Source organism: Actinoplanes xinjiangensis (genome assembly GCF_003148685.1).
Classification (GTDB): domain Bacteria; phylum Actinomycetota; class Actinomycetes; order Mycobacteriales; family Micromonosporaceae; genus Actinoplanes; species Actinoplanes xinjiangensis.
In genome coordinates this window covers 631,861-646,634 of the sequence record NZ_QGGR01000001.1, presented here as the reverse complement: position 1 = coordinate 646,634, position 14,774 = coordinate 631,861, and the positions used below count along the sequence as shown (strand labels likewise).

Annotated in this window: 11 protein-coding genes; 4 read left to right on the top strand and 7 right to left on the bottom strand. The window is 70.7% G+C overall.

The genetic code is table 11. The features are described from left to right. Positions 1-58: 58 nt before the first annotated feature. A complete protein-coding gene (locus tag BC793_RS02895; protein WP_239169756.1) occupies positions 59-709 on the top strand; it encodes a hypothetical protein in 651 nt (216 codons plus the stop codon). A gap of 51 nt (positions 710-760) precedes the next feature. On the opposite strand, the gene BC793_RS02890 is transcribed toward BC793_RS02895, so the two are convergent. Beyond that, a complete protein-coding gene (locus BC793_RS02890) occupies positions 761-2,389 on the bottom strand; it encodes an amidohydrolase (protein WP_109588934.1) in 1,629 nt (542 codons plus the stop codon). 222 nt (positions 2,390-2,611) lie between these two features. On the opposite strand from BC793_RS02890, the gene BC793_RS02885 reads away from it, so the two are divergent. After that, positions 2,612-3,160 (top strand): TetR/AcrR family transcriptional regulator, encoded by a 549-nt coding sequence (locus BC793_RS02885; RefSeq protein WP_109588933.1) that lies wholly within the window; start codon positions 2,612-2,614, stop codon positions 3,158-3,160. Between the two features lie 89 nt (positions 3,161-3,249). Beyond that, entirely contained in the window at positions 3,250-5,538 is a 2,289-nt protein-coding gene (locus tag BC793_RS02880) for an MMPL family transporter (RefSeq protein WP_109588932.1), read from the top strand. 78 nt (positions 5,539-5,616) lie between these two features. Here the strand turns inward: BC793_RS02880 and BC793_RS02875 are convergent, their stop codons facing one another. The 6 genes from BC793_RS02875 to BC793_RS02850 form a co-directional block, all read right to left on the bottom strand. Then, positions 5,617-6,720, bottom strand: a complete 1,104-nt coding sequence (locus BC793_RS02875) for a glycoside hydrolase family 53 protein (protein WP_109588931.1) — start codon at positions 6,718-6,720, stop codon at positions 5,617-5,619. Between the two features lie 59 nt (positions 6,721-6,779). Beyond that, on the bottom strand, positions 6,780-7,877 hold the full coding sequence (locus BC793_RS02870) for a glycoside hydrolase family 53 protein (protein WP_239169757.1): 1,098 nt from the start codon (positions 7,875-7,877) through the stop codon (positions 6,780-6,782). A 79-nt stretch (positions 7,878-7,956) separates the two neighbouring features. Further along, positions 7,957-8,973, bottom strand: a complete 1,017-nt coding sequence (locus BC793_RS02865; RefSeq protein WP_239169758.1) for a LacI family DNA-binding transcriptional regulator — start codon at positions 8,971-8,973, stop codon at positions 7,957-7,959. Positions 8,974-8,990: 17 nt separating this feature from the next. After that, entirely contained in the window at positions 8,991-9,830 is an 840-nt protein-coding gene (locus BC793_RS02860; RefSeq protein WP_109588928.1) for a carbohydrate ABC transporter permease, read from the bottom strand. After that, positions 9,831-10,802, bottom strand: a complete 972-nt coding sequence (locus BC793_RS02855) for a carbohydrate ABC transporter permease (RefSeq protein ID WP_109588927.1) — start codon at positions 10,800-10,802, stop codon at positions 9,831-9,833. Between the two features lie 61 nt (positions 10,803-10,863). Further along, positions 10,864-12,174, bottom strand: coding sequence for an ABC transporter substrate-binding protein (locus BC793_RS02850; RefSeq protein WP_109588926.1), 1,311 nt, complete (start codon positions 12,172-12,174; stop codon positions 10,864-10,866). 208 nt (positions 12,175-12,382) lie between these two features. On the opposite strand from BC793_RS02850, the gene BC793_RS02845 reads away from it, so the two are divergent. After that, entirely contained in the window at positions 12,383-14,641 is a 2,259-nt protein-coding gene (locus tag BC793_RS02845; RefSeq protein WP_239169759.1) for a beta-galactosidase, read from the top strand. Positions 14,642-14,774: the final 133 nt, after the last annotated feature.

Genomic DNA, 14,774 nt, shown 5'->3' with positions numbered 1-14,774 from the left:
TAAGGATCGTGTCGAAGTGCTGCTCAATGGGACGGACAGTCAGACTTCGGAGCACGCGGTGATCGCCCCCAACCCCGGCCTGCCCAACCAGGCTCTACAGGTTCTCGCCCTCGCGCAGCGCACTGCCGAGGAGCACGTCGCGAGCGCGCAGCACCACGCGGACAAGATCCGTACGGATGCGCTCGCGGCGGCCGAGCAGATCGCGCGGGACGCCCAGGCCCACGCCAACAACGTGCGCCGCGAGGCGGACCGGGTGCTGGCCGAGGCCCGTGCCGGCGCCGAGCAGATGGCGCGCGACGCGCAGGCCCGCGCCGAGGAGGCCCGGCGTTCCACGGAGAAGATCGTGGCCGACGCCCGCGCCCGGGCCGAGACCATCGGCGCCGACGCGATCGCCGGTGCCGAGCAGCTCCGGCACCAGGCCCAGCAGCGCTACGACGACGTGGTCGGCAGCCTCGGTGTCAAGCGCGAGGCCCTCCAGCAGCAGATCGAGGCGCTCGAGCAGTTCGACCGCGAGTACCGTGGCCGGCTCACCGCGTTCATGCAGAGCCAGCTGCGCGCCCTGTGGGTCGACGCTCCCCAGATGAACGAGTACGTCGAGGAGGAGCCGGTCGCCGAGGTGATCGAGGCGGCGCCGCGGCACGCGCAGCCGGCCGGCGAGGCCGAGCGTGACGACGACGGCGAGCAGGACGACGAGGACGACAAGAACTGAGGTGAGGGGGCCCGCGGGCCCCCTTTCGTCAGATGTCCTGTCCGGGGACGGCTAGGCCGCGTACACCTGCCGGCCGTCGATCCAGGTGCCGGCCGCGGTCGCCGAGGCGATCTCGGAGGCCGGTGCCGCGAACGGGTCCCGGTCGAGAACCACCAGGTCGGCCCGGTTGCCGGGGCGGATCGTGCCGGTGTCGTCGAGCCGGTTCACGTAGGCCGACCCGGCCGTGTACGCCGTGAGCGCCGTCGCCAGGTCCAGTCGCTGCGCCGGCAGGAACGGCTCGTAGTCCTCGCCCTGGTGCACCCGGTTCACCGCCACGTGGATCGCCTGGAGCGGGTCCGGCGTGCTGACCGGCCAGTCACTGCCGGCCGCCAGGTGCGCCCCGGACCGCCACAGGTCACCGAACGGATACTGCCGTGCGGCCAGCGCCGGATCCAGGAACGGGATCGTCAGGTCGTCCATCTGCGGCTCGTGCGCCGCCCAGTAGGCCTGGAGGTTCGCCGTCGCGCCGAGCTGCCGGAACCGGGGCACGTCGTCCGGGTGCACCACCTGGAGGTGCGCCAGGTGCGGCCGGGTGTCGGTGAAGCCGTTCGCCGCCCGCGCCGCGGCGACCGCGTCCAGCGCGTCGCGTACCGCCCGGTCACCGAGGGCGTGGAAGTGCACCTGGAAGCCGAGTGCGTCCAGGTCGGTGACGTACCCGCGCAGCAGCGCCGGGTCGATGAACGACAGCCCGCGGTTGCCGGTGGCGCAGCCGCACCCGTCCCGGTACGGCTCGGTCATCGCCGCCGTGAAGTTCTCCGCCACCCCGTCGAGCATCAGCTTGACGCTGTCGCAGCGCAGCCGGCCCACGGTGAGCCGCTCCCGGTGGGTCACGATCTCCGGGAGCTGCTCGGGCCCACGGTCCCGGTCCCACCACAGCGCCCCGACCACGGTCGCGGTCAGCCGGCCCGCGGAGGCGGCGGCCAGGTACGCGTCGGACACCTCCGGATAGCCGTTGGTCGCGCACACCATCGCGTCCTGCCAGGCAGTCACGCCGAGGGAGTGCAGCAGTCGCTGGGCCCGCTCCAGACCGGCGATCCGGTCGGCCGTGGTCACCTCCGGCAGGAGCGGGGTGATCAGCTCCATCGCCCCCTCCTGGAGCCCGCCGGAGGGACTGCCGTCCGGGGCCCGGTCGATCCGGCCGTGCGCCGGGTCCGGGGTGTCGGCGGTGATCCCGGCCAGCTTCAGCGCCCGGCTGTTCACCCAGGCGCCGTGATGGTCGCGGTTGGCGAGGAACACCGGACGGTCCGGGACGACCCGGTCGAGCAGCTCCCTGGTCGGCACCCCGCCCGGGAACGTCTCCATCGACCAGCCGCCGCCGACGATCCAGGCCGCGTCCGGGTGCTGCTGCGCGTAGACGGCGACCCGCCGCAGGTACTCGTCGAGGTCGGTGGTCTCGGTCAGGTCGCACTGGTTGAGTTCGACACCGCCCATCACGGCGTGTACGTGCGCATCCTGGAATCCGGGCAGCAGCAGCCGGCCGGCCAGGTCGACCACCTCGGTGGACGGGCCGGCCAGGGCACGCAGATCGTGGCCGACGGCGATGATCCGGCCGGCACGCACCGCCACCGCGGTGGCCGGCCCGCCGCCCGCGGTGAACACCGGCCCTCCGGTGAAGAGCAGGTCGGCGAAGGGGTCAGACATCAGCGCATCCGATCTGTGCGGCAGGGTCGTCGCCCCATTCAATCGTGGCCGGCGCGAGGCGCGGCAGGGGCACATGACGAGGCCTCGGCTACGGTCCGATCCGTACCTTTTGCAGGTTTATTCGGATTGCGCTGGGGAACCAGATTCTCACGTTCCGCATTGTGGGGACCGCCACGGTCCCTGACGGACCAGTCTGGTCCATAACGGTCTACGGTGGTCCGCATGCCCCGTCCCACGAAGCAGCAGATCGATGACGAGATCCTCGAGGCCGCGGCGCACCTGTTCGCCCGGCACGGTTTCAAGGAGACCTCGGTCCAGCGGATCGCGGACACGGTCGGCTACTCCAAAACCGGGCTGCTGCATCGTTTCCCCACCAAAGAGGCGCTGCAGACGGCCGTCATCGACCGGTGCGTGGAGCAGATCCGCGACACCGGCGCGGGCGTCGCCGGGCTCCCGGCCGGCCCGGAGCGGGACCGGGTGGTGCTGACCGGCCTCGCCCACCTGGCCGTCGCCCAGCCCGGCATGGTCGCGCTGCTGCTCTCCTCGATGCTGGCCGAGCCGGAGAGTGAGATCGGCCAGGCCCTCGCGGTGATCGGCCAGGCCCTCGGCGAGGCCTTCGGCGACGACCCGCACCCCGACACCACCCGGGCGCTGCGGGTCACCGGCGCGCTCGGCGCCGTCGCGGTCGCCAGTCTCGCCCTCTGCGACCAGCTCACCACCGACGCCCCGGGCCGCCTCGCCGCGATCGGCTACGACGCCCTCGGCCACTGATCCCTCGGCCCCACCCCTCGGCCGACACCTGGATTCGTACCGAATCCGCTTGTCCGGCATGTCGATTCATTGTGAGAAAAGGACCTCTGATGGCAACGCTGCTGCACCGGCTCGGGCTGGCGTCAGTACGGCACCGGCTACTCGTCACGATCGCCTGGCTGGTCACCCTCGTCGCGGTCGGCGTCGGCGCGGGCACCCTCTCCGGCGCCACCGCGAACAGCTTCAGCATCCCGGGCCAGGAGTCGACCACGGCCCTGTCGCTGATGAAGGAGAGGTTCGGCGAGGCGTCCGCGGGCGCCACCGTGCAGGTGGTGTTCGAGGCCCCGGCCGGCCAGAAGATCACCGACCCGGCGAACGCCGCCAAGGTCGCCGAGATCGTCGCCGGGCTCGGCAGACTGCCCGGCGCGGCCGCCGCCAGCAATCCGCTCGACCCGAAGTCGCCGACCGTCTCCCGGGACCAGGGGGCGGCGTACAGCTCGGTCACCTACCCGGTGCAGCCGTCCGAGGTCACCGACGAGCAGCGCGAGGCCGTCACCGCCGCGGTCACGCAGGCCCGCACGAGTGGCCTCACCGTCGAGGCCCGCGGTGAGGCGCTGAGCAACCCGGCCGACATCGGCGGCGCCTCCGAGATCCTCGGCGTCGTCGTCGCCCTGATCGTCCTGGCTCTCACCTACGGCTCCCTGATCGCCGCCGGCATGAACCTGCTGACCGCGATCGCCGGCGTCGGCATCGGCGCGGCCGGCATCGTCACCCTGACCGGCTTCACCGAGTTGCAGTCGACCACCCCGATCCTCGCCGTCATGCTCGGCCTCGCCGTCGGCATCGACTACGCGCTGTTCATCGTCACCCGCTTCCGGCACGAGCTGCGCCGCGGCCTGTCCGTGGAGGCCGCCGCCGCGATGAGTGTCGGCACCGCCGGCGCGGCCGTGGCCACCGCCGGCCTCACCGTGGTGATCGCCCTGGCCGGACTCTCCGTCGTCGGCATCCCGTTCCTGTCCGAGATGGGCGTCGCCGCCGCGGCGACCATCGTGATCGCCGTCCTGGTCGCGATCACCCTGGTCCCGGCCATCCTCGGTTTCATCGGCCGGCGCGCCCTGCCCCGTAAGCAGCGTTCCCTGCCGCCGGTCGCCGCCACCGCACCGGCCGTCACGCCCTATCCGGCGCCCGCCGCCGCCTCCACCCATTCCGCCGCCACCCCTGCCGTCACGTCCGCCTCCTCCGCCGACGAACTGCCGGTCGGGCGGGGCTTCATCCGTGGCTGGGCGCGGCTGGTCAGCGAGCAGCGCTGGCTGAGCCTGATCGGTGCCGTCGCGATCCTCGCCGTCATCGCGATCCCGTTCTTCTCGATGAAGACGACACTCGCCCAGCGGGCCGCCGAGGGCACCACCCAGGCCCGTGCCCAGGCGATCATCGACACCCGGTTCGGTCCCGGCATCAGCAGCCCGCTGATCGTCCTGATCGACGGCCCCGACGCGGTCCGGTTCGCCCCTCAGGTGCAGAAGCACCTCACCGAGGTTCTGCCCGAGGGCACCCTGGTGCTGCCGCCGCGCCCCGACCGGGCCGGCACCGCCGCCCTCGTCACGGTCATCCCGACGACCGGCCCGGAGGACGCGCGCACCCTCGACGTGGTCCACGACATCCGCGACTCGGTCGACCCCGCGGACGGTACGCGCGTCTACGTCACCGGCAGCACCGCGATCAGCATCGACGTGTCCCAGAAGCTCAACGACGCCCTGCCGGTCTACCTGGGCCTGGTCGTCGGGCTGGCGTTCGTCCTGCTGGTGCTGGTGTTCCGCTCGCTGCTGGTGCCGGTGGTCGGTGTGCTGGGCTTCCTGCTGACCATCGGTGCGGCCTTCGGTGCCACGGTCGCCGTCTTCCAGTGGGGCTGGGCCGCCGACGCGGTGAACGCCGGATCGACCGGCCCGATCCTGAGCCTCGCGCCGATCATCATCGTCGGCATCCTGTTCGGCCTGGCCATGGACTACCAGGTCTTCCTGGTCTCGCGCATGCACGAGGCCCACGCCCACGGCGCCGCACCCCGCGCCGCGATCGTGACCGGCTTCCGCCAGGCCGCCCCGGTGGTCATCGCCGCGGCGACCATCATGTTCGCCGTCTTCGCCGCGTTCGTCCCCGAGGGCAACGACACCATCAAGCCGATCGCCTTCGCCCTGGCGGTGGGTATCGCCTTCGACGCGTTCATCGTCCGCATGATCGCCGTACCCGCGGCCCTGGCCCTGCTCGGCGGCGCCGCCTGGTGGCTCCCGTCGTGGCTGCGCTGGCTTCCGGAACTCGACGTCGAGGGCGCCGCCCTGGAACGCCGGCCCCCGTCGGTGGACGACAACGTCACCCCGTCCGACCAGGTCCCCGCGGGCGTCTGACACCACTCACCCGACCGTACAGAACACCGGCTGTGGGCCCGGCCCGGGGGAACCCGGGCCGGGCCGTGTATCAGGAGGTCACGCGGTCCACCTGATGTGGGGGTTGACCTTGCCGCCCCAGTCGAAGGTGGCCATGTTGTCCCAGCCGTCGCCGGTGCCGTTGATGTTCGCCGGGTCCCAGCCGTTGCCCTTGATGGCGTACCAGGTGGGTTCCCAGTAGAAGACGCCGACGGCGCCGGCGTTGCGGGCCGTGTTCTGCACCCAGGTGAACTGCTGGGCCTGGCCGGCCGAGGTGGCCGGGATGTTGTCGCAGAGCACGGTGCCGGGGATGGAGTTCTTCTCGCTGTCGGCGTCCGCGCTGGTGAACTGGTACGCCGTCTCGACGATCACGACCGGTTTGCCGTAGCGGGTCCGGGCGTCGACGATCACGTTGTACAGGTTCGCGAGCGTGCCGTGCCACATGCAGTAGTACGACAGGCCGGTGAGGTCCCAGGTCACGCCGGCCGCCCGGATGCCGTCGTAGAACCAGCGCATGTTGGACATGCTGTCCGCGTCCGCGACGTGGATGATCACCTGGGTGCCGCTGTTGCAGGCCTTCGTCGCGTTGTAGCCCTGCTTCAGCAGCGACGCCAGCGGGGCGAAGTTGCTGTTCACGACCTGACCCCGGGGCCACAGCATGCCGACGTTGATCTCGTTGCCGATCTGCACGCTGTCCGGGGTGAGCCCGGCCGCCTTGAGGCTGGTGCAGACGTCGTAGGTGTAGTTGTAGACGGCCGTCTGCAACTGGGTGAGCGAGTAGTTCGCCCAGGCGGCGGGGGGATACTGCTTGCCGGGGTCGGCCCACGTGTCGGAGTAGTGGAAGTCGACCATCAGCTTCAGGCCCTTGGCCTTGATCGCCGCGGCCTGCTGGAGCACCTTGGCCTTGTTGTTGTAACCGCTGGCCGGGTTGTTCCAGACGCGCAGCCGGGCGTAGTTGACGCCGGCCGTCTTCAGGATGTCGTAGGGGTTGGCCTGGACACCCGAGGCGTTGTAGTACCTGCCGCCGAGGTCGAGCGTGCGCTGCAGCGACGACACGTCGGCGCCGAGCATGGTGAGGGGGGCTGCTTGTGCGGGGGCGGGTGACACCACCAGCGCGACCGCGAGGACCGCGGCCGAGAAGGCGGCTCGGAGGGACGGTTTCATGGCGCTCCTTCAGGGGATGAGGAACGGGGATTTCCTTCGCGGCGAGGCCGCGAGGCCTGTCAACGGCGCCAGCGGACGTACGGGTTGATCTTCCCGTTGTCGTCGAAGGTCGCCATGTTCTCCCAGGCGTTGCCGGAGTTCTCGATGTCCTCGGTGTCCCAGCCGTTGCCGGCGATGCAGGTCCACGTGGGCTCCCAGTAGAAGACGCCGATCGCACCGGCGGACCGGGCGGTGTCCTGCACCGCGGTGAACGCCTGGGCCTGGCCCTGCTGCGTGGCGGGGATGCCGTCGCAGGGGGCCGCGGACAGCATGATGTTCTCGAGGTGGTCGTAGTTCTCGGTGGTGTACGGGTAGGCGGTCTCGGCGATGACGACCGGTTTGCCGTACCGGGTCTTCACGTCACCGATGACCGTCGACAGGTTCGCCAGGGACCCGTGCCACATGCAGTAGTAGGAGAGCGCGGTGATGTCCCACTTCGCCCCGGCGGCGGTGATGCCGTCGTAGAACCAGTGCGCCGCGTCGATGTTGCCGGCGAGCGCGGTGTGCACCATGACCTGGGTCCGCCGGCTGCACGCCTTGGTGGCGTCGTAACCGGCGTTGAGCAGACCGGCCAGCGGCGTGAAGTCGCTGTTGTTCACGTAGCCGGTGGGCCACAGCATGCCGACGTTGATCTCGTTGCCGATCTGCACGCTGTCCGGGGTGGTGCCCTGCCGCTTCAGGCTGGTGCAGATGCCGTACGTGTAGTCGTAGACGTCCTGCTGGAGCTGCTCCAGCGAGTGCCCCTCCCAGGCCTTCGGGATGAACTGCTTGCCCGGGTCGGCCCACGTGTCGGAGTAGTGGAAGTCGATCAGCAGCTTGTGCCCCGCCGCCCTGGCCGCGCGGGCCTGCTTGAGCACCTTCTCCTTGTTGGAGTAGCCGCTGGTCGGGTCGTTCCAGATGCGCAGCCGCACGTAGTTGACGCCGGCGTCCTCGAGGATCTCGTACGGGTTGGCGCGGCGGCCGCGGGCGTCGTAGAACTTCTGCCCGAGTTCGACCGACCGCTGCAGGGTGGAGACGTCGGCGCCGCGCATGGTGAGGCCCTGGGGATGGGCCTGCGCGGGGGTGGGGGACAGGGTCACCGCGAGAAGGGCGGCGACGACGAGGGGGAGCTTCCTCATGACACTCCTCATGATCTTCCATCACAAAAGGGGTGTTTCATTCGACAGCGCCGGCCTTCGGCCCGATCCGGACGGGGCTTCAGGCAGGCGACGAGGCCCGCACCACCAGGCTGGTGGGCACGGTGATGGAGAGTGGGGTACGCCCGGCGATCACATCCGTGAGCAGCCGGACCATCTCTTCGCTGATCCGTTCCAGCGGATGCCGGACCGTGGTGAGCGGCGGTTCGGTGGTGGCCGCCAGGCCCGAGTCGTCGAAACCGACCACCCGCACGTCACCGGGCACGTCGCGCCCGGCCTCGCGCAGCACCGGCAGGGCGGCCGCGGCCATCGCGTCGGACGCGGCGAACACGCCGTCCACGTCCGGCACCCGGTCGAGCAGTGTGCGCATCCCGTCGGCACCGCTCTTCCGGCTCCAGTCGCCGTGCACCACGTACGCCGGGTCGACGGTGATCCCGGCCGCGGCCAGCGCGTCGGTGTAGCCGCGCAGCCGGAACACCCCGCCGAAGGTGTCCTGCGGACCGGTGATCGTGGCGATCCGCCGGCAGCCGCGGGCGAGCAGGTGCTCGACCGCGGACCGGCCGCCGCCCCAGTCGTCGGCCGACACCGAGCTGATCCGGTCCTCGAAGCCGAGCACCTGGCCGCACGCCACGATCGGCACCTCGGCCTCGACCAGCTGCCGCAGCAGCGGGTCACCGGAGTGCGGCGACACCAGCAGCACCCCGTCGACGTGCCCGCCGGACAGGTAGGCGATCGCCCGGCTGCGCTCGTCCGGGGTCGACGCGATCATCAGGATCAGCGTCAGCTCCCGGTCGGAGAGCGCCTGGGCCACCCCGCGCAGCAGCACCGAGAAGTTGGGGTCCTCGAAGAGCAGGTGCTGCGGCTCGGTGAGCAGGAACGCGATCGACCCGGACTTACCGGTGGCCAGGGACCGGGCGTGCGGGTTCGCCGTGTACCCGGTCCGGGAGATGGCGTCGCGGACGGCCCGGATCGCCTCCGGGCTGACCCAGTCACGTCCGTTGAGCACCCGGGAGACCGTCGCGTACGACACGCCGGCCTCTCGTGCGACATCACGGATGGTGGGCCGTTTGCGCGACACGTTCGGGATCATAGTCGTCAGGCCTTCACGCCACCGGCGGCCAGGTCGACCTGCCAGTAGCGCTGCAACGTGAGGAACAGGGCGATCAGCGGGATGATCGACACCAGCGCGCCGGTCACCACCGAGGTGTACATGGACGGCTGGTTGGCGCCCTGGTTGAGCAGCCCGTTCAGGCCGACCGTGAGCGGGTAGAGGCGGTCGTCGCCCAGCATGATGTACGGCAGCATGAAGTTGTTCCAGATCGCCACGAACTGGAAGAGGAACACCGTCACCAGGCCGGTCCGCATCATCGGCAGCACCACCGTGCCGAAGGTGCGCCACTCCCCGGAGCCGTCGATCCGGGACGCCTCCAGGATCTCGGTGGGCACCGCCGCGGCCGCGAAGATCCGGGCCAGGTAGATGCCGTACGGGCTGATGAAGCTGGGCAGCAGCACCGCCCAGTAGGTGTTGGTCATCCCGAGCTTGGCCAGCAGCAGGTACTGCGGGATGGCCAGGATGACGCCGGGCACCAGGACGCCGGCCAGGATGATGTTGAAGACGGTGGCCTTGCCCCGGAAGTCGAACTTCGCCAGGGCGTACCCGGCCATCGCCGAGATCAGCGTGGAGACGGCCGCGCCGGCCCCGGCGTAGACGACCGTGTTGCCCATCCACCGCCAGTACAGGCCGTCCCGGTAGCCGGCCAGGTCGGCGAAGTTGTCGAACAGGTGGGTGCTCGGCGCCAGCGTGAACGTGGAGAACAGCTCGGCGGAGCTCTTCGACGACGCGATGAGCACCCAGAGCACCGGGAGCAGGCAGTACGCGGCGCCGAGCAGCAGGAGCGTGGTGGCGATCGGGCTGCGCCGCAACGTCGTGGTCATTCAGTCCTCCTGGTTGAAGGCCCGGCGCCCGACGAGCTTGAGGAAGCCGAAGGACAGGATGAACGTGGCGAGCGCGATGATCACCGAGGTGGCGGCGGCCGCGTAGAGGTCGTTGCGGGCGAACGCGTCCCGGTACACCTTCATCAACGGCGTCCAGGTGGTCGAGATCGTGTTGGCCAGCGGCCGCAGCGTCATGGGCTCGGCGAACACCTGCAACGTGGCGATCAGCGAGAACACGAAGGTCATCACCAGCGACGGCATCACGATCGGGATCTTGATGCGCCAGGCGATCGCCAGTTCCGAGGCGCCGTCGATGCGCGCCGACTCGTACAGGCTGGTCGGCACCGCCCGCAGTGCCGTGTAGATGACGATCATGTTGAAGCCGGTGCCGCCCCAGACCGCGATGTTCGCGACCGCCCACAGGGTCAGGTCGGTGGAGAGCAGGTTCGGTGCGGTGAAGCCGAGCGCCTCGATGGCGTCGTTGATCGGGCTGACCCGGGGCAGGTACAGGAAGCCCCAGAGCAGTGACGCGACCACGGCCGGCACCGCATAGGGCAGGAAGATCGAGATCCGGGCGAACTTGCCGATCGACTCACGGGTGCGGTTCGCGTCCAGCAGCAGCGCGAACAGCAGGGCCAGGCCGAGCATGGCCGGGACGACGATCAGGCCGTACGCCCCGACCCGGTACACGCTGGGCAGGAAGTCGGGGTCGGACAGCGACCGGGCGTAGTTCTCGAAGCCGGCCCAGATCTCGGTGCGGGACTTCGCGCCCAGGCCGAGGCCGCTGACCTTGACCTTGCGCAGGCTCAGGTAGCCGGCGTAGACGATCGGCGCGGCCAGGAACGCGGTGAACAGGATCAGCGCGGGAGCGAGGAAGGCGTACGGAGTGCCGGCCTTCCTTCCGGCGCGCCGCCGGGGTGCCGCGGCCGGCGGTGCCGCGGTCCTGGTCGGGGCGGTGGTGGTGAGGGACATCGCCGAACCTCCTTTCCGAACGCTCCGGGCGGGCCGGGGGGCCGCCCGCCCGGAGTCGCACTCATCCGGTGACGTTGAACCCGGCGTTCTTCAGGTCGTCGACGGTCGTCTTCTGCATGGTGGCCAGCGACTCGGTGAAGGCGGTGGCCTTCTTCGCCTCGGCGGCCTTGGCGAAGGCGTCGTTGAACGCGCTGTAGGCGACGTTGACGTTCGGGCCGTAGGTGAACGGCTTCATCGCCTTCGAGGCGTCGGCGGCGATGGTGTAGAAGTCCGGCTGGTCGGCGAAGAAGGCCGGCGGGCTGGTCAGGACGCTCGTCGAGTCGTTCGCGGCCGGGTAGACGAAGGACTCGGTGGCCAGCAGCTTCAGGGCCTCCGGGTCGCTGTTGAGCCACGACACGAACTGGGCGGCCTGCTTCTTGTGCTTGGTCTGGGTGGTGACGCTGGTGGCCGAGCCGCCCCACGCGCCGGTCGCCGGGCTCGCCGCGTCCCACTGCGGCATGGTGGCGGCCTTCCACTTGCCCTTGGTGTCCTTGGCCGAGCCGTCCAGGACGCCCGGCGCCCAGACCGCGCTGACCCAGCCGACCTGGGTGCCGTCGTTGAGGGCGGCGTTCCACTCCGGGGTGTACATCGGCTTGTTGTCGATGACGCCCTTCTCGACCAGTCCACCCCAGTACGCCGCGACCTTCTGCGTGGCAGCGTCGTTGATGTCGACGGTCCAGGAGTCCCCGTTCACGCCCCACCAGGAGGCGCCGGCCTGCTGGGCGAGGCCGGTGAACAGGCCGGCGTCGTTGGCCGAGAAGGTGCCCAGGTACTGCTTGGGGTTCGCCTTGTGGATCTTCTCGGCGGCCGCCGCGTAGTCGTCCCAGGTCTTCGGGGCCGGCAGGCCGTTGGCCTCGAAGACGTCGGAGCGGTAGAAGAACATCAGCGGGCCGGAGTCCTGCGGGACGCCGTAGACGGCCTCGGAGCCCAGGGTCACGCCGTTCCAGATGCCGGCCGGGAACTTGTCCTTGACCGGGCCGACCTCGGCGGCGATGTCGGCGATCGCGTCCGAGGAGACCAGGGTGGGGATCTTCTGGTATTCGGCCTGCATGATGTCCGGCGCGCCGGAGCCGGCCTTGATCGCGGTCAGCAGCTTGGTGACGGCCGGGTCGCCGCCGTCCTGCTTGTTGACGGTGACCTGGATGTTCGGGTTCTTGGCGTTCCAGGCGGCGGTGACCTTGTCCATGTTCGGCGCCCAGGTCCAGTAGGTCAGCTCGACCTTCTCGGTGGGGTCGCTCTGGTTCTCGGTGCCGGTGTCGGAGCTGCACGCGGTGGTGGTGAAAAGGGCCGCTGCGGTCAGAGCCGCCATGAACGGGGCGAATTTAATCTTCATCGATCCTCCTTGATCGGCTTGGCCGGGAAACGCAAAGCCGGGGACGGGAACCGGCCGGGAAGCGTGTGCTCCGGCCAGCCCCTGTGACCGGTTACAGTGCTGGTGTTACGGCCGTGTGTCAAGACCTTGCGTCCCACCCGTTACGCCTGTGTATCGTGCGGGACTGCCGGCCTGTGACCGGTTACAGTCAACACCGCAAGGAGTGACCATGTTGTGGCCCGAGCCGCTCTCCGTTCGCCACCAAGCCTGGGCGACTCCGCTGCGCCGGCCGCGGATGAGCAACGACGAGGACGCGCGGCCCGGCCTCTCGCTGACCAACCGCTACCTGAGCCGCGACGGCGTTCCGGTCATCCCCGTCTCCGGCGAGCTGCACTACAGCCGGGTGCCCCGCGAGCGCTGGGCGGAGCGACTGCGACAGATGAAGGCCGGCGGCGTCACCGTGGTGGCCAGCTACGTCTTCTGGCTGCACCACGTACCGGCGCCGGGCCGGGCCCGCTTCGACGGCGACCTCGACGTCGCCGCCTTCGTCGACCTGGCCGTCGAGACCGGCCTCGACGTGGTGCTCCGGATCGGCCCGTGGTGCCACGGCGAGGCCCGCAACGGCGGCTTCCCGGACTGGGTGCAGCACGCACCGGTCCGGCACCGCACCGACGACCCGGCCTATCTCGCGCTGGTCACCGAGTGGTTCGGCCAGATCGCCGCGGCCGTCGGTGACCGGTTCGGCAGGGTCCTCGGCATCCAGCTGGAGAACGAGCTGTACGACCAGCCGCGGCACCTGGTCACGCTCAAACGCCTGGCCCGCGAGGCCGGCATGTCGGCACCGCTCTGGACGGCCACCGCATGGGGCGGCGCCGACCTGCCCGCGGGGGAGGTCCTACCGCTCTACGGCGGTTACGGCGACGGTTTCTGGGTGGACGCCGACGCCCCGTGGGACCCGACGTTCCGTGACCACTACTTCTTCTCGCACGTCTGGGACGACCCGGGGATCGGTGCCGACGTACGTCGCGCGCAGGCGATCGAGGCGTCGTCCGGCGGCCCGCGCACCCCGTCGGAGGAGTTCCCGCCCGCGACCTGCGAGCTGGGCGGCGGCATGGCCACCGCGTACCACCGCCGGCCCCGGCCGACGGCCCCGGACGTCGCGGCCATCGCCCACTGCAAGATCGGCAACGGGTCGGCGTGGCAGGGCTACTACATGTACGCCGGCGGCACCAACCCCGGCCCCGACCTGCACGAATCGCACGCCACCGGCTACCCCAACGACATCGCCCGTCTCGGCTACGACTTCCACGCCCCGATCGGCGAGGCCGGGACCCTGGCTCCCAGCCATGCCGAACTGCGCCGCCAGCACGCCTTCCTGTCCGCTTTCGGTCACCGCCTGGCGGAGATGCCGTCCAGCCTGCCGGACCAGCGCCCCGCCGATGTCGAGGATGTGACCGCGCTGCGGTGGGCGCTGCGCAGTGACGGCGAGAGCGGATTCCTGTTCCTCTCCTGGCATCAGCCGCACGTCCCGCTGCCCACCTATCGCGGCGCCCGCTTCCGGATCGCCCTGGACCACGGGGACGTCGAGCTCCCGTCGAAGCCCGTCGACATCCCGCCGGGCACGCTGGCCCGGTGGCCGCTCCGGCTGACGGCCGGCGGCACCACGATCACCTACGCCACCGCGTCGGCGCTCACCCTGCTGCCCGGCGACGTACCCACCCTGGTCCTCGTCGCCGAGCCGGGCATCGACGTGGAGATCGCCGTGTCCGAAACAGTTCAGACGGTGACGCCCGGCCTCACGCCGGTCCGTTTCGGCGGCCTCGACGTGCTCGTCCTCCCGGCCGAGACGGCCGCCTCGGTCTGGGTCACCGAGGACGGCGGACGCCGCCTGCTGCTCACCGACGACGAACTCCAGTGGGACGCCTCGGGAACGCTCACGGTCAAGGCGTCGAAGACCGCTGAGGTACGGCTGTACGACCCTACGGCCGGAGCCTTCACCACCCTGACCGTTCCCCAGTCCACGGCACCGGAGCGCCGGCCGGTGACCGTCGAGCGGTTGCGCCCGGCCGCCCCCACGGTCCCGGTCAGCTACGGCAAACACGACGGCCGTCCGTCCGCCCCGGGCCCGGAGACCCTCGACGAGCTGGCCGCCGTCTACCGGCTGCATCTGCCGGAGTTCGCCGCCGACCCGGGCCGTGACCCGCTGCTGCACATCACCTGGGCCGGCGACGTCGGGGAGCTGCGCATCGACGGCCGCCCGGTCACCGACCGGTACTGGGACGGCGCCGTCTGGACGGTCAACCTGACCGACGCCGGTTACCGCCCGGGTGCCCAGGTGACCCTGCACCTGCTGCCCCTGGCCGCCGGCTCCCCGGTGTCGGTGCCGGCCGAGGCCCGTGCCCGGCTCGCCGCGACCGACACCCAGCTGCTCACCCTGGACTCGGTGGAGGTCGTCGCCCGGACCGTCTCCACCGCCGCGATCCCCTGAGAGGGGTGGGGGAGCGCGGCTCCGCCAGGGCCGCGCTCCCCGGTGCGCCACACCGGGGCTCCCGGACCAGGCGTACGACTGCCGGCCGTCGCTCGTTGAGAGTGCGTGACGACGCGGCGCGGACTACCGGACG